Here is a 19,571-nt window from a genome sequence, read left to right as displayed (position 1 = left end):
ACTTGAGAAAAGGAGAAATCAATGAAGACCTTTGAGTCATGCTGCAAGGCATTCCATGCCGTAGAAGCCGCAATCGTCGCTCACCGCAATTCGGAGTTAGGAGTCGAGATCCAAGAAAAAACCATGTTGGGGAAACTCAGCATGTTCATGGATCTGGATAACTGGCCTGAGAACCCTGACCTTCAGGGATTGACGGAAGCAGACGAAAAGCAGCTGCGCGAATGGGGTGTTGTTTACAGTAAGCGGCTCCAGGACTTCCATGCGAAGGCCGAAGAGCTGAGAAAGGAGCGGTATAACGCCGTCTGTAGGGCGTTACGGCTGCTCGGAGAAGAAATTGGCTTGCAGTTCAACTTCTTCACATCAGGCCCACTAGATGAGCGCATAGCGAATGTGCTGAGCCATGCTGACTTGCTACGCAAGACGCTGCTTGACGGGCTCGGCTATGTCGATGTGCTTGATCCAGAAACAAACTTTGCGAAGGGCTTCTACAGCACCACAAAGTTGAAGAAAACCGAGCTGTTCCACGACCTGAAGCTCTGTGCTGAGTTCCGTAACAACGGTGTTCTGCATGCGTATGAGGTAATGGCCAGGCTGGGGTTCCATGAGGGTGTCGACAATGAAAATCGTTGACATCGCGCAGCGGACTCCTGATTGGCACGAGTGGCGAAGGGAAGGCATCAGTGCAACCAGTTGCGCTGTCATCATGGGTGAAAACCCTGATAAAACGCCCCTGGAGCTGTGGAAGGAATTGGTTGGAATTGTCGAGCCAGCTGACTTGTCGGTAATCCCGCAGGTTAGGAGGGGAGTCAAATTCGAACCGCTAGCGCTACAAGCCTTTGAGGATAAGTACGGCAAGATGGCTTTGCCGTTCTGTGCAGAGTCGACCGCATACCCTTTTATTCGGGCATCGTTCGATGGGGTTCTGGATGACAAGTCTCCGGTAGAGATCAAGAATCTCTCCGAAACCAACCATCTGGAGGTGCTGCAACTCAGGGAGCATAGCAAGGCATTTAAGCTGTACCGCTGGCAAGTGATGCACCAGATGATCGTCAGTGGAGCACGGCGCGGTTACCTGTGGTTTTGGTCGCCGAAGCATGAACCCTGCTGTTTGATCGTTGACTGGGATGACCTTCTGGTGAGACGAATCATTCAGGCAGAAGAAATCTTCTGGGGGCTGGTGATGCGCGGTGTGCCGCCTGAGGCCGATCCAAAGCGGGACGTTATTCCGCTGGATAGGCTGGACCTGGCTGCATGGCGTCCGCTAGCAAATGCCAGGAGAGCGAAGGAGAGCAAGATTGCTGAGCTGAAGGCCCAGTTGAAAGTGCTCACCAAGGAAGCAAAAGACCTTGAGGCCGAGATCCTGCCGTTGCTGGGGGAGTTCCGCCGGGCCGATGCTCTGGGTGTGAAAGTCACGAGCTACGAAGTGGCTGGCACTGTGGATTGGAAAGGTGTTGCGCACGAGCTGGAGGCGGTTATTCCGCCCGATGTGATCGCGAGACACCAGACCGGTTCGTCAATGGCTACGCGGGTCTCTGTGGATGCCTCCTACGATGAAAGTAAGGCCAAACCTGAGCCGTTGCCCCGCATACGGCAAAAGGTGGACGCAATAAATGAGACGGTCGAAGAGCCGTCACAGTTTTTCGGAACCTTCTGGTTCTAACCCCTCAGCCCGGCACTTGCCGGGCTTTTTTTCGACCATAAAACTGCCTGAAAACGAAACTCAAGGCGGTATCCCTCACGCATCATTCTCAGCACACAACATGGCCGAGAAGCGTATGCCTCCATTTTCATTCCTGAAACGCCTGTGGCCTCGAAGCGAGCGTGCCCTTACGGACAGCTTCGCGCACCCGGCCGAGCAGATGATTACTCCTGAAATCAAGCGGTACCTGGAGAACCATAACTGGCGAAACCTTCGGTACCCACCTTACCAAGAGGGTTATCCAGGGCTGGTTAGCGGGCAGTGGTTCATGCGCAATTATCAGCACGAGCTGTTCGATCGGATTATTCATTCAGTCGGAATGCCTGCCAGTGACCTCAAGCTCTACGTTGAGCCGATCCTGGTGAATTTCGCCGAATTGGCGCACATGCTGCCGGCGTCGGAGAACCACCATCACTCCGGCCCAGGGGGGTTGCTCCGACATAGCCTTGAGGTCGCCTCGCTCACCCTGGATGGGTGCCTTACGACAGCCTTTGATACAAACGAGACCCCGGCACGGCGAAGCATGCGCCTGCGTCGGTGGTACGTCGCGGGCATCGCGTCAGGGCTGCTACACGACGCAGGGAAGCCTCTCACGGATATTCGCGCCACCGATTTTGAAGGCAACAACCAGTGGATCTACGCGCAGGAAACGCTTCATGACTGGTCTGTGCGCAACAAGTTGACCCGCTATTTCCTGCATTGGAATTCCAATAGGCATGGGAATCACGTTCAGGTCTCTGTAGCGCAAGCAACACGGATCATTCCGCCAGCCGTACAGGCGTGGCTGATTGAAGGTGGCCACGACATCTATGAAGCGCTCCTCGATGCAATTTCCGGGAGCGGAAGCTCGCCTCTGACCGAGTTGGTCAAGTGGGCCGACTCTGCATCCACCAAGCGTGACCTCAATCGAGGCTCGAATAATGGCGGGGGCAATGCAACAGGTGTCCCGGTACCGCGGTTGGTGTCGGATGCAATGCTGCGGTTGCTGAGTGACGGAACCTGGAAGATCAACACGCCTGCCGGCCGCGTATGGGTTGCAACTGATGGCGTCTACATCGCTTGGAACCAGGGTGCCGAGGAGATTGTGAGCATGCTGGTCGGTGATGGGGTTGTGGCCATCCCGCGATCACCTGACACGCTAATTGGTACCTTGGTAGAGCACGGGATAGCAGAGAGAGCCCCAAACGGCGACCTGTACTGGCTGGTTACGCCTCACCTTCTGCGCAAGAACGGCAAAGGCCCGGCGCTGCGCTGCATGAAGCTTGTGAATCCGGACATCCTTTTTCCAACCACACCGATTCCGCCGCCAGTTTCCATCAGCCTTGGGAAGGAGGGAAAGCAGAAGGATGTCATTGCTCCTAACGATACGGCTGGCGCAGCAGCGAACGCGCTGAGTGAGCATCAGGAAGACCTGTTTGGGGCTGATCTGACTGGGGACTCGAGCGGGGATACTGACGCTGATTCGGGGCCTACACCTCCAAAAGAATCCGCATCGTCGAAACCAGCAAGAAAGAAAAAAGCGGCTCCAAGGCAAGCAGCTCCGGTACCAACAACCGCCTCTTCAGGGGTTAGCCTCAAACAAGCGCAGAACCCCGCCGAAGACGCCCCTGTGGGTGTGGAGTCAGAGCCGGCAGGTGACGATACGGCTGTAATTGCTTCCTCCCAACCAGAGGAAGCTGTGGATGCTGAGGAGGAGGAAGAAGCACCTCAGGAGCCTCCTGCCAGCCTTGAGGAAATGCTGCTTTTCTTGAGTCCTCACTCGCCGGCGGCTGAGCCTCAGCAAGAAGAATCACTCCCGCCAGCTGAGGCTGAAATTAGCTCCGATCCCTCTGATGCTGATACGCAGGCTGGATCAGGGCAGGGGGCGCAGGAGCTGTTGCCTCGTCAGGAAAAGATCTCCCTCAACTCCATCATGGGGCAAGGCAAACGCACGCCTAAAACTACGCCTCCGGTGGAATCGAAGAAGCAGAAAGACGGAGAGGTCTGCCGCGTGGCGGAGGAGGTGCCAGGCGCTTCCAGCATCTTGCCAGCCGGTGTCGTCTCGAAGCTTACAGCGCACGAATGCTACCTGCTGGAACAACAACCTGATCTTGCCCAAAAGCTCATCACCGCTACTCAAGACCCCGAGAACGCGGCATTAGCGAGAAACAAGGTATTCGTTCGACTGGGGAAATCCTCCTTCCTTGCTGAGGACATCCACCCGCTCGTCCATGCGGGCTGGCTGTGGCAGGACATTACCGTCGAGGGGCCAGCCCTGACCCGAACCCTACAGTCCCGTGAAGGCTTCATGCTCACGTCCGACTACAGCGTTATTTACTGCAAGTTAGCGGAGCTGGACTGGGTTATTCCTCACATATCCCGGCTTCGCGAGGCCGACATCCCAAGCCTCGAGCAGGCTGTGAAGTCGCTGATCGAGAAGGCCGTACTTGAGGAAATAGGCGGATCACCTGTGCTCAGCCTCACAACCTACATGCTCACGAATGTCGCTGAGCAGTTCGGCATCACGCCAACATCTCTAGAGAACGCGGTGTTCTGCTTCCGCGATGCCGTCAAGGTCGCCAAGCGCAGAAAAATCTTCGTTCGCCCCCTTTACGAGGAGCTTCCCCAAAAATGAGTGAATGGGACTACACCAGTTACTGGCGGAAAAACTACGAGGCGCGGGAAGCAGTTGCGTGGGGTTCGTCCATGCTCGCCGGCACCGCCGTTCAATTGATGACGGAGATGCCGGTAACCCCATACCTGATAACGCTTGGCGTGCAGGCTGGATTTGCGTTAGCGGCCATACCAAGGGCCCTCCGCGTTCATCGGGCAAAAGCCTGTCTCGTTGGAGCAGATCTCTCCTTCATCACCTTGGAGGAGGTGATGGAGCTGGTTAAGAGACACCCACACGAGTTCTATTTCGGCGAGGCTTTCCCTTGGCGACAGCGGCACGGGCAGTACGCATTCGAGCTCCAAGCGATGGATATTGAGGCCATTATCGGTAAGCGTGGCCGCCGCAACGCTGAGGTTAAGGGTACGAAATGGATACACGGGATCGGCATGGATGAAGAGGAGCCATGTTTCCGGCCAGCAGACCAGCGTTCGATCCACCACCTCGTGCTGGGCACAACAGGGGCCGGTAAGACCCGCTGGTTCGACCTGGCCATATCTCAGTGCATCGCTCGTGGTGAGCCCGTGATCGTAATCGATCCGAAAGGCGATAAAGGCCTAGCCGAAACATGCGAGCGCACATGCAAGGCGATGGGGAAGGCCAGCCTGTTCAAATACTTCCACCCTGCACATCCGGATAAGTCGGTTCGTTTGTCGCTGACAAAGAACTACGGCCGGGCAACGGAAGTTGCCTCCCGTGTGGCAGTGTTGATGAAAAGCGAAGCCGGCGATCCCTTCCAAGCCTTTGCTCAAATGTCCTTGAATAGCGTGATTCAGGCCATGTTGATCTGCAACATCCTGCCCACGCTTGTTGGTCTCAGGAGAACCCTTGAGGGAGATGTTCCAGGGCTAACCATCAAAGTGGTCATGGCCTTCGGTTCAAAGGTCTTCGGTGAAGATGAATTCGCGAGGATGGCCGAATCAGCAATTCTCTCGGCCAAGGTTCGGAACATCGAAGAGAAGGCGAAGGTATTACGGAAGGTCTATTACAACGATATCGCGAAAGTTGAGGCCAATACCGATCTGGAAGGCCTGCTCACGATGCTCGAGCACGAGCGATCGCACTTCAGCAAGATGATCGCTGGCCTTCTTCCAATCCTGGTGATGCTCACCTCCGGTGAAATGGGGCCGCTGCTTTCCCCGCACATCGACGACGAAGACCCGCGCCGAATCAGTGACCTCAACTCGGTCATCAATGCCGACCAGGTTCTTTACCTAGGCCTCGACTCGCTTGCCGACCCGATGGTGGGCTCAACCATCGGGTCGCTGGCCCTGGCCGATCTGGCGTCGACAGCGGGCGAGATCTACAACCACAGGTTGCCTAAGCCGGTGAACATCTTTGTCGACGAGGCCGCCGAGGTGATCAATGACCAGCTCATCCAGCTGCTGAACAAGGGCCGCGGCGCAGGAATAAACCTCTACATCGCAACCCAGACCATCGCCGACTTCAAGGCCCGCATGGGTGACGAAGCCAAGGCCATGCAGGTTTTGGGGAACGCGAACAACATCATCTGCCTCCGCATCCTTGATACCGATACGCAGGAGTTCGTGGCGAAAAAGATGACGCCAACTCGCTACAAATACGTGATGCGTACTCAGGGCAACTCGGCAGGTGAAGGCGGGGTGGTGCAGGGCGGGAATGTTGGTGAGCGCCTTATGCAAGAGGAGGGTGAGCGCTTCCCAACAGCGCTCCTCGGCGAGCTACCAGATCTCGAATATCTCGCGGTGTTTGCGGGCGGTGATATCCGCAAGGGGCGACTACCCATTCTTACCGGCCCGACTGCCAACTGATTCCGGAGCAAAAAATGACTGTCTCGATTCCACTAGAAATTCAGCGGCTCACTGGCCTGGATGAGGCCTCAACAACTCGGCTGCGCACGTTTGACCTGGAATGGCGTTGTGGCACGCAATTCATCTTCAAGATGCTTGAGGCGGGCCATAAACCCGAGGTAATTGGTGCTGCCCTGATTGATGTGCTGGTGGCTTACCAGCGTATGTGTCGTGAGGGCATCAGCGACTTTATTCGGCTCCGGGTGGTGCTCGGCCACATCCTCCAGATCCTCACGAGCTACGGCAACGCCCCTGCACCGGATGATGTTGTCCTGTGGTGCGAAACAACAAATGTCCCGCAACCTATCCGGGAGTTCCTGATCAATGGCTGAGATGCTTGAAGAGAAGTGGCCAAAGGGCGTTATGGCCTCTATAGCGTTCTTCTTTGTCCTGATCCTGATGCTGGCGACTGTTGCGCCGAACAAGCTTGTGGATACGGTGATGCTGAAAGAGCGGAAATGGGGCATTGAGTTGCTTGGCGATTCGGACATGGAGAAGGTGCTGGAAAAAACCAATCGCTACTACTCGGCACTTGTCATCGACTCCGGGGCAAAAAAGATTGTCTCCGACATGCTGATGCCTCGTGGCGGCACCGTGGATGCCTTCGAAAAAAACGTGGATTGGTGGTTTCGGTATCTTGAGTCCCGAGGTGAGGCCGTCCAGAAAATCATCTACCAGATGGTTTACCGGATCGTTTTAACGCTTTACTGGTTGCCACTGCTGATCGCGGTTCTGGTGCCTGCTATTTACGCCGGCTGGATGCGCTGGAATGCCAAGCGGCATGGATTCGACTACTCATCACCGTTCTTGAATAACAACGCCGCGATCGTCCTGTCATGGGGCGGAATGCTCATCGTGCTCAGCGTGCTGATGCCTCTACCTTTACCGCCACTCGTTATCTCAACCTTCATCGTCATCATGCTGCCTGTCGTGCTGTCCGTGCTGATCAGTAACCTGCCAAAGCGCATTTGAATTCTGACCATAAAACCGCCTGAAAACGGAACTTTCAGGCGGCGTTTGTCCGCAGAATGCCCCTAACACCACGACAGGCTGACCCTTATGGCAACGAAAACCATCCCCTTTGCTATCACCATCACAGCCCTTGCCACCGCTTTGGTTGTTGGTTCCTATCACTATTTCTCCACCGTGAGCGTGCTGGAAGGCCAGATCAATACTCTCGAAGGTGAGCTGACTATTGCGAGAGCACAAGCAGTCGACCCCGCCTCTATCCAAGAGATCATCGGTAACCTCAAACAGCTTCCAGAAGATGATATCCCCGCAGCTCCGGACAACTGGATCTATGGCTCTTCATCTGCTCGGTACACGCTCGTCGAGATGACGGATACGGAATGTCCTTACTGCCGCGATCACTTCCCCCTGCTGAAAGCGCTTATCGAGTCGTCAGCGGGGCAAATCAATGCCGCGATTCTCCATGTCCCCGCCCTTGGCGAGGCATCACGCCGGCAAGCCCTGGCGATCGAGTGTGCTGGTGAGCAAGGCGGCTCAGATGCTGCCTGGAAGTACACCCAGACGGTTTTCGATAAAACCGGTGGCAACGGCAAGGGGGTTTCAGAATCACTCGTTTCTCTTGCGACAGAGCTTGGCCTGGATGGGAAGCGTTTTGCAGCCTGCACAGACTCGAAGCAGGCCATCGAGCGAGTTACTGGCGATCTTGATCAAGCCATAAAGCTGGGCATCCAACAGACCCCTTCAACCCTGCTCCTGGACAACCAGACAGGCATGTCGATGGTTCTCCAAGGTGCTAACGCTAGTCATGAAGGCATCCTCAAAGCGATTGCCAGTCTCAGCAAAGCAGGGGGTGCCAAGTGAGCGAGCCAATCAAAATTCCGGCATACATCGACCAGCCGCCACACGTGATGTTTTGGCGTTTGGATGAGGTCATGCCGATAGGGATCGGTTTGGTTGCAGGCGTTCTTCTGGCACAGCTGATTCTTTGCACAGTGGTGGGTCTCCTGCTCGCTCGCTTCTATCGTCGCTTCTGCGACAACCGCCCTGACGGCTATCTGCTTCACGCCATTTACTGGCACTGGGGAGCCATTGGCCGGAAGAGTGTGCGATCCATGCCCAATTCCTACGAGAGAGAGTTCGTCTGATGCTTTTTAAGTCGCTTAGCAATTCGTTCGATGGCATGCGCGGAGAAAATCAGTTTTTGCGCATTGCCGTTGCTGGCCTTGTATTGAGCAATCTGCTGGTGTCTTGCTCTGCTCTCAACAAGGATGAAGTGGTCACCGTGATACCACCTACCCTGACTGAGACCGCCTGGGTCAGTAAAACGCAAAGTTCCGGGGAGTACGCCGACGCATGGGCTCTTTACATCGCGATGATGCTAGGCAACGTCACCCCGCATAATGCCTCTGTCGTAAAAGATGCCCTGGGGCCTATCCTCGATAAGTCGATCTATCAAGATACGATGAAGGTTCTCGATACTCAGATTCATCAGATCCGCCAGGATCGTGTGACCTTAAGCTTCGAGCCGCAGAAAGTGCTCCGCGATAACCTCAACGAGAACAAGTTCTACGTTACCGGCCGCTCCGTGAGCGAAGGGCCGGCGGGCGACAAAAAGCGTAGCAATCGAACCTATGAGTTCGAGCTTATGATCAAAGACTACAAGCCTGTCCTGAGTTGGGTTAGTACGAACTCTGGCGATGCTCGAACCCAGGATGTGGTTGATCGCGAGAACAGCAAGGCGGAGAAACAAGCGGAGCGCGAGAAGAGAAAGAATCAGGAGCGCTAAGCTGCGACGAAAGAAGCCCATGCCAATGTCTTTGGCATGGGCTTTTTCGTTGGTATCGCCAGTCAACGCCTACACAAAATTCCCCTCCGTTTTCAGACGCAAAAGCTGCTTGAAAACGCGACTCAAGCGTCTGAATGCCCTCCAGAATTGACGACAACTCAGAGCAGAGGTCGTCTCGATGTCACTTCCAGTTTCCCTCCATTTCTTCAAGCCAGCTGCGCTCGTAATGGCTATGGCTGCCGTAATGCCTGCTATTGCCCAGGAGCAGATCCAGATACCAGGCATGAACATGCCAGTTGCTGCCAGCACGCAGCCTCAAGTCGTTGCAAAGCCTGCGACTTCTCCAGAGAGCGTTCCTGAACGACAGGAAGAGCCGCAGGGGGAAAAGAAACCACGTCTCGTTGCCATTACTCCGGGGTCTGTTGAAAACCCCAGCGTGCCGGCCAGCGTCGTGAAGAAGCCCACTCCTGTTCAGCCCATCGAGTCTCGCCAGGATGTGGTCGTTGCAAGCGGCACAAACACCCTGATTCCGATCAGCAGAGGCCAAATCAACCGTCTCGTTACGCCGTTCGATAACCCTCATATCCAGACGGTAAGTGAGGCCGATATTTCGACAAGTGGCAACGTCATCTACGTCACGACTCAGGATGAGAAGCCGGTGACCATGTTCGTCACACCTGAGGACGATGAGTCTGTTGCAATTTCCCTGACGTTGTTGCCTCAGGGCGTACCTCCCATCCAGGCGAACCTGATCCTGGCGAAAAACGTACAAGGGCTGGCGAGCGGCATGCCCGTCACCTCGTCGACAAACTACAGCGGCCAGGCGCGGAAGTGGGAACGTTCTCAGCCATATATGGACACTCTTCGCTCCCTCATGCGCGAAATGGCGCTAGGCAAGCTGCCGCGTGGATACAGCTTCGGTGCGCTTACCAGCGGCAACAAGATCCCCGCCTGTGCGCAGCCAAGCCTCAGCTTCGATTTCAGCAAGTCGCAGTTGATCGAGGGCCATGACTTCAGAGTCTTTGTGGCCACCGCCGAGAACGTGTCGGCCAGAACTGTTGAGTTCGATCATGGCTCCTGCACGCACCCTCACCGAGCAGCTGTAAGCGCATGGCCAGATGAGGTGCTTGAACCTGGCCAGAAAACAGAAGTGTTTGTCGTCACTCGGGTTCCGACCGAAGTACCGCAAAGCTCCACTCGTCCAAGCCTGTTGCAGTAAGGGGAACCATCAGTGAAAGCGATTCAGCAATTCCTCGAAAAACTCACGCCCAGAGGCAAGCTGATGCTTGCCATCGGCGGGACGGTTCTGGTCGTGGGTACTATCGTTGGCGTCGCCATGAACGCGGCGAGCCCCGAGCGCAAGGCACGCGCAGCGGCAAAGCCTCAGGTCGAGGCCATCCTCACCGATGAAGACCCCCGCGCGTTGGGCTTGGACTCGATCGCCAGCCAACTGCGACAGCTCCAGGCGCAGCAAAACCGCCTTGAGCGCGTGATGGGGCAGAAAGAAAAGGACGTTCAGCTCAAAAATACGCAAGAAAAAGTAAGTGGTCTGGAGCAAGAACTCCAGCTGCTCCAGCAGGAGCTGGCGCGGGTTGGACGCGAAAAGAAAGGCACTGGTGAGGGTGGTGATACCTCGTCCGATAGTTCCACCGCCAACCAGGCGAGAACCCCTATCCCCCCTCGCGAATCGGCATTCATCAACAAAGCAACAAGCTCGCCGGCAGATCTGACTGACGTTTATTCGAACTTGCCACCTGAGCAACCGGAAGACCCTAAGTCGCGATCAAGCGAGAAAAAGGAAACGCCCAAGATCCGGGTGATAAAGGGCAAGGAAGATGAGGGAAAGAGCGACAAGCCTGAGGAGCTTTCTGTGACCCTCCCCGCTGGATCGATCCTGTCTGGAGTTTTGGTCACAGGTATGGACGCGCCAACTGGAAAGCAGGCACAGCGCGACCCTTTCCCGAGCCTGATCCGCATCAAGAATGAAGCAATCCTTCCTAACCGCTTCAGGGCTGACTTTCGCGAATGCTTCCTGATCGCTGGCGGCTGGGGTGACCTCAGCTCGGAGCGGGCGTACATGCGCGCAGAACGCTTGTCCTGCGTTCGCAATGACGGTTCGGTACTTGAGGCGAGTCTTGAAGCCTATGCGACAGGCGAGGACGGTAAAGCAGGCCTGCGCGGCCGGCTGGTAAGCAAACAAGGTCAGATTATCGCAAGAAGCCTGGGAGCAGGTTTTCTTCAAGGTATAGCAGGGGCGTTCAACGTCCAAAAGGTACCGACTATCAACGTCACCCGTGCAGGGGATAACGGCGACACCGTTACTCCGGTTTACGAGCAGGCATTCGATAGCAATGCACTTCAGTCTGCCGGGTTTAGCGGCGCGGGCTCGGCCCTAGAACGGATCGCCGACTTCTATCTTGAGATGGCTGAAAGCATCTTCCCCGTTATTGAAATCGATGCAATGCGGGACGTTGACTTTATTGTCAACAAGGGAATGACCGTCAAGTTCAATTCCACAACTCTTAAAGTCAATGACGTGAATCAATAAAGGAAATCGTGATGATTAAGCAACTTATCCTGGTGATTGCTGTAGCTGCATTGACTTCGGGCTGTACCAGCATCATGGGCTTAGGCTCCGACGAATATGCATGTAAGGGAATGCCGAATGGCGTTACTTGCATGTCCGCAAAAGATGTTTACTCAGCAACTGAGGGTGATGACTACAAAACCCAATTGAAGCAAGAACAAGAAGGCGTTGAGGCAGGCAGCGATAAATCAACAGGTACCGGTGCAACGCGCGTGCTTATCGCAGAGGGTTCGGACAACGCCCCAATGCCGATGAGAGCGAGAAATCCTCTTCCGATCCGGTCGCAGGCTGTAGTCATGCGTATCGCAGTTGATCCATGGGAGGACGAGAAAGGCGATCTGTATGTTCCGGGCTTCATATACACCGAAGTGGAAGCGCGTCGCTGGGAGATCGGTGCTCGAGCCCCCCAGGCAACACCAACCTTGCGTCCCCTCACAATCGTTCAACCGCCGCAGGCTAATTCTGCCAAGTAGAACATTAAACGAAGTGCCGGCGGTTGAGCAGAAATGCGCCTTGCGAAAGCAGGCGCATTTGGTCGTTTCAAGACCTAACAAAACACACTCTAAGGTTTCGCTTGCCAACGCGAGTTAAAGGAGTTCCACGATGGGTACGACAAAGACCCGAGGGCCATCGTTCCTCAATAAAGTGAGTGGTGCGCTTCTGGGCGCTATCGCTTTGGCCATTGTGCCAATCAATGGTGCGTATGCCGATCTTGTTAAATACGGCTATACGAACAGTGCAGGGGTTCAAATCAATACGGAGCCAGGCACAGGGTTTATCAACCCTTCCACTGGCATCTCGTTCATGGTTAGCGGTGGTATTGACCGAAAACTGCGCATAGCGGTGACTGCTAACGGTGCCGCCACACCTGTCTTCACTAAGGAAAGTTCAAAGGTTCTTGGTGCGAGCGACGTTATTTCATACAACGGCGAAAACTACTACGCCGAAGAGTTTGTTAGTCCGAAGCTACCTGATGGACGCTACACCGTAAAAACAGAAATTCTGTCCAGCGCTGGAGCTGTTGTTCAAACTGAAAATGTTCCCCTCGTTATTGATACTGCTGGCCCTGTAGCAGGTACATTTGCTCCGCGCCCATATACATGGGGTGAGCCCGTTCTCACTGGCGAAGTTTGGAAACTCGGCCTTGCAGCAATCGATGCTTTGACATATTCGAGCTTCGTCCTGGATGGGTTATCTGACACATCGGGAATTAGCAAGGTCACCGCTAACGTATATCGGGAGTCTGGTGCTCTTTATAAAGCGCATAATGTTCTGTTTTCGGAAGAGAGCAAAACGGCTTCAATTCAGTACAGAACAAATTTCTTTCCTGATTCAGATTTGGATGAGGTATTTGGACTGGAGTTTGTTGTCACTGATAAAGCAGGTAACTCTACGGCCACCAAACGTCAGAAGGTAATGTTTGACAACATTGCCAACGCGCCCACTGAACCGTTTGGTGTGTATGACCCAAGTGTTTCTACTACTCTCGCGCCCGGCCTAAAGGGGTTTGTTCCCTATGTCGCCGGATCTTATGTCAAAACTAACCCGATACGGCTTGCATGGAAAATCCCAAAGAGCAACTGGCACACCTACCGGCAAGGAGGTATACGCTTCACAAACAGTTTTGGAGAGAACCAGATTGTTGGTGAGGATTCGGCCTATGTTTACCTTGTCGGGTCGCTTCCATATCGAGCAGAGGATAATAACTACATCAAGTTCTCTAACTTTGGCGAGTGGGGTTCTCAAGGGACTATTCGATACGATTTGGTATTGCATTCCTCTGCACCTAAAACGCCGGTAATCAGTAGTGTTGAGTATTATTTTAGCGACAAAGGCTGGCTCAGCTATTCGGGAAGAGTAGTTTCGCCTCAGGAATTGCCTGTCACGGTCACGAAAGTTCGGTATACCGTCGAGGCGCGCCCTTTCGATCAAGTGGCTACTCATATGGGCACATGTACTATACCTGCCGGGCAGACCCAGTGCGAAATCGCTGTCACTCGCCCATTGAACAAAGGCACGTCTGGATACCTTCATGACCAAGCTGTTCTGAAGAGTGCAGACGGCTCGTTGAGCGCAACTGGTCAATGGGCGAATGTGTGGTGGAACGACCTATACCTGCCAATCCTTAGTTACACATACGACTCGTCGAGTATGATTCTGACTCTAAACGTCAGACAGCCGCAGCAGGGCGCATACCAAAATGCTCTTAGTCACAGTGCGTCATGGCTCGAAAACTCAAGCGGTACAACACTTAGCGTAACCAAGAAACTTACATCGTCATCTGGTGAATTTTTTGAGTACGAATTTGATTTGAAAACCCTACCGGAAGGCTCCCATGATCTTGTTGGTGTTGCTAGCGAAAATCTAGGCGCAATAACGAAGCTACCTCTTTTCAAGTTCCAGAGCGATCGGACAAAACCAGTTGTTACGGTAAGCAAGGGTGCGAGTGATTCTATCGATACACTCGACAAAATCACCTTCACGGTAACTGACAATAAAGACCCTGCACCAAAGATTACATCGATTAGCTTGACTGGGGGGCCGGCTAACGAATCGATTGCACTTTCGTTTCGCAAGCTCAATGCGACTACCTACGGTCTTGAGTACCCGATCCTATTCCCATCCTTAACGGCTGGAGAAAGTTATACGCTCAGAGTCAATGCGCAGGACTCACAACAGAACAAGGGTGTTGGCTCAACCACGTTCCTCTACAGCCCTAAGATGGCTGGGATCGTTGGTCATGTAAACGGTCTCGTTAATATCCCTGCGGTGCCAAAAGAGTTCAATCGTAACGATGGCTCTGTGGTGATAAACAGCGAACAGCTAAAGCTTGCAGACGGTACGCCAGTTTCTGGTGTTTATGATCTGCTGGCAACGCTCAGGTCTGACGCAGCAACACCTCTAAAGATTGGCGGTGTTCTCGTCAATCCGGGAGCAACGGTAACGATTAGCCAACTCAACTTCACCAGTACCGGCGGTAAGATATCGCTACCTGTTGTTCCGGTAACTCAGGGAGCTACCGGAAGTAATGGTGTGATCATTTCTACCTCCGCGCCGAATGCTCCTGTGGTGTATGCCGATATCAATACCTGGATGCCCAAGGTCACGCTTGGCATCAACAATAAGAATCCTGTACAGGCAATGACTGACACCACGGTAAAGCTGTCCGCTTCAGCTAGCAGCATTTGCCCTCTAACGACATCTTCCGCGGTGGCAAGGTCTGCCGATCCCATCAAGTCGCCCATCTGCTTGCTTGAGTGGACGAGCATTCCCCGAGGCCTTCAGCAAGTAGAGGTTTCCGGTGCACCGCACCCGGTCACTCAGCTGACAGGGCGAGTCCTCGACGCAGGCCAGCAGAAGGTTGCTTATTCCCTCTATGTATTCAACAAGGGTACGGAAAAGGTACTGCTGAGCAGCGGTGAGGAAATACTGAGCGTCAAAGCTGCGACCGGCTCAACAACCTTCATCCAATCGCTGCATGAGAAAAGTGTTACTCGTGCGATTGAGACTGCATCCGTCACCATGACGCAGCGCTCGGGCCCAACGTGTTCGATCACTGGTGATGACGCAGCGGCAAAGAGTGCTGGCATGAGCGGCGGTGCCTTGAAGTGCTTGATTGAGTTCTCGGTCATCCCGAAAGACCTGAGCATCAAAGCGCTCGATCCTCTTGAGTTGACCGGCGTTTTCACCCGTTCCGGGCAGCACCCGATCCGCTGGACGGCTAGCGTCTACGACACCACCGGGAAAAAGATCACCCTCGAAGAGGGGCAATCGGTCATTCAGGTAATAGAACCGCCTGTAACGACGAAACTGACGGTCAGCGTCAACGAAAGCTCGTCGGTGGAAGCAACTCCCATCGAGGACTTCCCGGCAGCGTGGGAGAAGAAAACCTATTCAATTCTGTCGAGCGCGTCCCAGGGCTCTGTAGTGGCGACCCCTAGCGGGTTCACCTACACCCCGAACACTGGATACGTTGGCTCCGATGAGTTCAAGTACCGCGTGCAGGACGTGTCTGGGATGAAGGCTGAAGCGACCGCGGTTGTGAATGTCGCGAAGTTCAATTACGCCCCTACCTGGACGGGAGTAACCATTCAGGCTCGTGAAGGGCAAGTGAGTGACCAGGTTGCTCCTGAGGTCCATGACATCAATCTCTGGGACAGCCATACGTTCAAGATCCTCACGAACCCGACGCACGGGACTGTCCGTGTGTTCTATGGCCGTATGGAGTACACCCCTAATCCTGGTTTCTATGGGGAAGATTTGTTCACTTTCAGCGCCACGGATCAGGAAGGGCTCAGTGTAGAAGGAGAGGGGAAGGTCACTGTTGCTCAGTTCAATTTTGCACCAACGGGTATCACCCCTTCGACAGTGAAGATGTATGCAGGAATCGGTGGAACGGCCGATCTGAAAGTAATCGATCCGAACAATTGGGGCTCGCACACATTGCAAGTCGTCAAACAGCCAGCACATGGCCATGTGACGGTGGAGGGGATGAGCATCACCTATAAGACCGATGGCCAGGCTGAAACCTCAGTACAGATTCGTGCCATTGACCAGGATGGCCTCTATGTCGATCAAGATGTCGTCCTGAAGCTTTTGCCGGCCTGGGAAATGTTCAAAGATCGAGAGGTTCAGCCTACCTCGGTGGCCCCGAGCATCCCGGCCGTGAAGCAACAAATGACGACCCGTTTGGGTGCCTATGCGCTCCGAATTCCCGACCAGAAAGTGATTCAGGCTCTCGGCAGCGAGATCATCGCCATCGTCACGCCTGACTCGAAAGTTGGGGTGACACTGGAGCATCGTGAGCTTTCTCAAGGCACTGGTATGCGTCTGGTACCTACTAAAATGACTGCCGATCTGCTGGAGGCCCGTTTAGGTGGCCTGGATGTTGGGGTCGATGGCCAGGCGCAGGTCTATCTAAGTCGCGCCGATATGACTGGCCCTGTCTATTCCGTGCCGGTAACCGTATGGGCTCCGGAGGGCGTACTAACGGCTGATACATGGGAGATTCTACAAGCTTCCGGCCGTGCTCAAATCAGCTTCAGCCCGAGCAATGGGGCATGCAGCATCTTGACCAGCGAAGCTGTCGCGAAGACGAAAAATGCACTTCAGGATCGTGCTTGCTACGTCACTTGGACGAAAACTCCCGATGAATGGCGCAACGCTAGTACTTTGGCCAACCTGATGATGGATGCCGGCGGGAGTTCTTTGGGAAACCAGACTATCGAGGCTACCGCCTATGTGTTTGACCCTAGCGGCGTGAAATACAAGGTTGCGAGCTTCACTCGTGACCTGAAGATCCTTCCGGTCGCTGATCAGATCCACTTTGCCTTGAAGCCAGCACCAGAAGAGGCCTATCAGAAAGTCCAGGAGCTTTCCTTGTCGCTCCGTCACACGGATGGTCCTGTATGTGATGCAACAGCGAACGAAGGCGTTGCAAAAAAGACAGCACAGCAATGGTCGAGCCGCCCATCGTGCCTTATTCGTTGGATGCAGATGCCAGAAGGCATGGCCCAGCAGCGCAACACCGTCACGCCACTCGCGGAAGGAGCAATGAGTCTGCTCGGGGCAAACAACATTTCCTGGAAGGCATCCATGTTTACTCCGAGTGGTCAGGAAATCGATATTGGCTACGGAGAGCACAGCGTAAACGTGATCGAGCCGCCCGCAATCGAAATCGATATGCCGGCCAGCAATCTGGTGAAAGAGGGGCTGTATTCGGTGTCACAACTCGGCGGCTATGTTGGTAGCGCGTCGGTGACCGCAATCGCGGCTTCCCTGGACGTGGCGATTAACCGGGCGGATGCAGTGATTGAACGTTCTACGATTCCGAGCTACGGCCGTTCCCAGCGGTTTACGCGCTACATCGAAGGGGCCGAGGCCCCCCTGTGGAGCGTAACGCCATACTCAGTTGACGTTGGATACACCGCGCTCCCAAATATGAGGTCGACCAAGACCGCATCACTCCTGTCGGTCCCTCACGACAAAATTCTCCCTGTCATTCTCAACGACGAGAGAACCGTTCTGGATACGGTCAGCCTTCCAATCCGCGTGGCGATTAAAGACACCCGCTACATGGAGGATGCGTATCGGCTGAGCAGCATGGGCGACTGGGATATTCGCCTGCTTTCGACAACTGCCGGAGTCAACTACGAGCCGATGACAAACTGGGAGCCAATCGACGAGAACGGGGAGGTTGAGTTCGAGGTCGATTTGCAATCGCTAACGAACAAAGCGGTTCGCATCATTGCTGAAGCGCGTGTTCGCTCGCCTGTGCCGGAATACGAGCTGATTCGGGAGTCGGGCTCGCCAATGGTGCTTTCCGTGCTAAACGGCGAAGCTCTTGATGGTTCAATTCAGGCGCTGCGCGTTATCGGCCCTGCTCCTCTTCGCAGCAGCTTCTACGCCGTCACCAATGATCGCTACCAGTCAGGAGACATTGGTGAGGTTCGCTGGGAAATGAGCAAAGACGGCGGTGTGTCGTGGGAAGGCGTTGAGGCCAATGCGAAGCTGCCGCAACGGCTCAGCATGATCTTTCAGCGGGGTACATATCTGCTGAGGGCAGAGTTGACGAACCGCCATAGCGGCGCGAAATCCATGACGCCTACGGTCGAAGTTATTGCCTATGTCGTGCCTGTTGCCCGCCTCAAAGGCCCAGCAAACGTGTTTATTGGTGATAGCGGCACGTTCAAACTCACGGACCTCAAGGGTAATACGCTCGATACGACCGGAATGGTTGTGGAATGGTCGGAGGATCGCGGTAAGACTTGGGTCGCCGGGGAAGGCTCCTACCGACTGGGCCGTAATTCCGCTGATCGTGTATACCTCACGGCCAGGCTGAAGTACTCAGACTCCCCAGAGGATAAGCGCGTCTACAAAACCCTCCGCGCAGGTGTTGCGTTTAGACCTGTCCGACCGCCTCGTGTACAGATAATCGGGCCGCGTCGTCCTGAGGTAGGAAAGGAAGCTACTTGGGTCGCCAACTTGATGATGCCGTACCCAAAAATGGATATGACAATGGATGGTGAGTTCATCCTGCCGGACGGCACAGTCGTCGACTCCACCGAAGTGAAGTACACCCCCACTCGGGAGGACATGGAGAAAGAAGAGAGCCACATCAGCGTCCGATCTTGGATCAATGGGTATGAGGATCGAGGCGGTTTGGGTCTAACTCAGCACCGCCTGATTTTCTGGTCCTATGACTGGCCTGAGTGGAAGATCAACACGAAGTACTCGGCGAAGTATGCGCCGGCAGACTTGACCATGACGGCTCGATCTCTTGGCTTGTTCCGAGAATTCGAGGGCTTAACCATCGAGTGGGATATCCCACCCTACGCTGGCCTCCAAATGATCAAGGACACCAACCAGACCAGTCGTATCGTGCGGCTGACTGAGCCGGGGATCTACACATTCGGCGCTCACATCACCGACTCGCGGGGCAACTATAGCTATGCCGAAACAGAGATGGAGTTTTTGGAGCCGATTCCGTGGGATGTGAAATTGTCCTGGAGTGGGGATAACGACGCGAATCGTGCCCCGCTGGGCGTTCTGATCCGGCCGTCAATCACCGGCGGGCACCCTAAGGATCAGATACTCAGCAAAACGTTCAGTCTCAACGGGGAGACGCTATCTAGCTCGGGGGACTATGGCCGGGCGACCCTTGAAAAAGAGGGTGTGTATACGGTGAAACTGGATGTCGCCAGCGCAATGGGCCACACAGCAGCAGGCGAGGTTGACATCTCGGTCGCAAGGAATAAGCCCCCTGTCTGCAAACTGGAGGTTGTGGTCGGTCGAACCTCCTGGCTGGCAAAAGCCGTTTGTACTGATGAAGATGGCCGCATGGCCAAAAACCTTTGGTTCATCAATGGTGAGCAGCAGGCTCTCAGCTCAAACAGCATCTCCGTACCAATGTGGCGTTATCCAGATGGCGAACCGGTAATTACCCTGGTAGGCATCGATAACTCTGGTGCCGAATCACCTCCAGTCTCCAACAAGTAAAGGGAAGGGCCGCATAAAGCGGCCCTTTTTAATTTCCGTCGACAAATGCGCTT

At 54.6% G+C, this 19,571-nt stretch carries 13 protein-coding genes; all 13 read left to right on the top strand.

Annotation, left to right across the window (positions count from 1 at the left end):
- Positions 1-21 precede the first annotated feature (21 nt).
- On the top strand, positions 22-630 hold the full coding sequence (locus tag QMX91_RS00335) for a hypothetical protein (RefSeq protein ID WP_013100894.1): 609 nt from the start codon (positions 22-24) through the stop codon (positions 628-630).
- Positions 617-1,660, top strand: a complete 1,044-nt coding sequence (locus QMX91_RS00330; RefSeq protein WP_013100895.1) for a YqaJ viral recombinase family protein — start codon at positions 617-619, stop codon at positions 1,658-1,660. The genes QMX91_RS00335 and QMX91_RS00330 overlap by 14 nt, the downstream gene beginning before the upstream one ends.
- Positions 1,611-4,313 (top strand): MobH family relaxase, encoded by a 2,703-nt coding sequence (gene mobH / locus QMX91_RS00325; RefSeq protein ID WP_169884888.1) that lies wholly within the window; start codon positions 1,611-1,613, stop codon positions 4,311-4,313. Before QMX91_RS00330 ends, mobH begins: the two co-directional genes overlap by 50 nt.
- Positions 4,310-6,139, top strand: a complete 1,830-nt coding sequence (gene traD / locus QMX91_RS00320) for a conjugative transfer system coupling protein TraD (protein ID WP_013100897.1) — start codon at positions 4,310-4,312, stop codon at positions 6,137-6,139. Before mobH ends, traD begins: the two co-directional genes overlap by 4 nt.
- 14 nt (positions 6,140-6,153) lie before the next feature.
- Positions 6,154-6,510: a hypothetical protein gene (locus tag QMX91_RS00315; protein WP_013100898.1), complete on the top strand. Its 357-nt coding sequence runs from the start codon at positions 6,154-6,156 to the stop codon at positions 6,508-6,510.
- Positions 6,503-7,150, top strand: coding sequence for a DUF4400 domain-containing protein (locus tag QMX91_RS00310; RefSeq protein ID WP_043859865.1), 648 nt, complete (start codon positions 6,503-6,505; stop codon positions 7,148-7,150). The genes QMX91_RS00315 and QMX91_RS00310 overlap by 8 nt, the downstream gene beginning before the upstream one ends.
- 87 nt (positions 7,151-7,237) lie before the next feature.
- A complete protein-coding gene (locus QMX91_RS00305; protein ID WP_013100900.1) occupies positions 7,238-8,008 on the top strand; it encodes a thioredoxin domain-containing protein in 771 nt (256 codons plus the stop codon).
- Complete coding sequence (gene traL, locus QMX91_RS00300; RefSeq protein WP_013100901.1) at positions 8,005-8,292, top strand: type IV conjugative transfer system protein TraL; 288 nt, start codon at positions 8,005-8,007, stop codon at positions 8,290-8,292. Before QMX91_RS00305 ends, traL begins: the two co-directional genes overlap by 4 nt.
- Positions 8,292-8,933 carry a TraE/TraK family type IV conjugative transfer system protein gene (locus tag QMX91_RS00295; protein ID WP_047296878.1) on the top strand — a complete coding sequence of 214 codons (642 nt, stop codon included), beginning with the start codon at positions 8,292-8,294 and terminating at the stop codon, positions 8,931-8,933. Before traL ends, QMX91_RS00295 begins: the two co-directional genes overlap by 1 nt.
- Before the next feature lie 244 nt (positions 8,934-9,177).
- A complete protein-coding gene (locus tag QMX91_RS00290) occupies positions 9,178-10,152 on the top strand; it encodes a type-F conjugative transfer system secretin TraK (protein WP_261754838.1) in 975 nt (324 codons plus the stop codon).
- Between the two features lie 12 nt (positions 10,153-10,164).
- Complete coding sequence (locus QMX91_RS00285) at positions 10,165-11,481, top strand: TraB/VirB10 family protein (protein WP_047296883.1); 1,317 nt, start codon at positions 10,165-10,167, stop codon at positions 11,479-11,481.
- Positions 11,482-11,492: 11 nt separating this feature from the next.
- Positions 11,493-11,993 carry a type IV conjugative transfer system lipoprotein TraV gene (gene traV, locus QMX91_RS00280; protein WP_052959453.1) on the top strand — a complete coding sequence of 167 codons (501 nt, stop codon included), beginning with the start codon at positions 11,493-11,495 and terminating at the stop codon, positions 11,991-11,993.
- 130 nt (positions 11,994-12,123) lie between these two features.
- The gene (locus tag QMX91_RS00275) at positions 12,124-19,518 is read left to right on the top strand and encodes a DUF4165 domain-containing protein (RefSeq protein ID WP_282412120.1); all 7,395 of its coding nucleotides are present in this window, start codon (positions 12,124-12,126) and stop codon (positions 19,516-19,518) included.
- Positions 19,519-19,571 lie beyond the last annotated feature (53 nt).

The organism is Pseudomonas sp. PS01299 (assembly GCF_029960145.1).
Classification (GTDB): domain Bacteria; phylum Pseudomonadota; class Gammaproteobacteria; order Pseudomonadales; family Pseudomonadaceae; genus Aquipseudomonas; species Aquipseudomonas putida_A.
The sequence above is the reverse complement of the archived record's forward strand: the minus strand, read 5'-3'. Positions and strand labels throughout refer to the sequence as shown.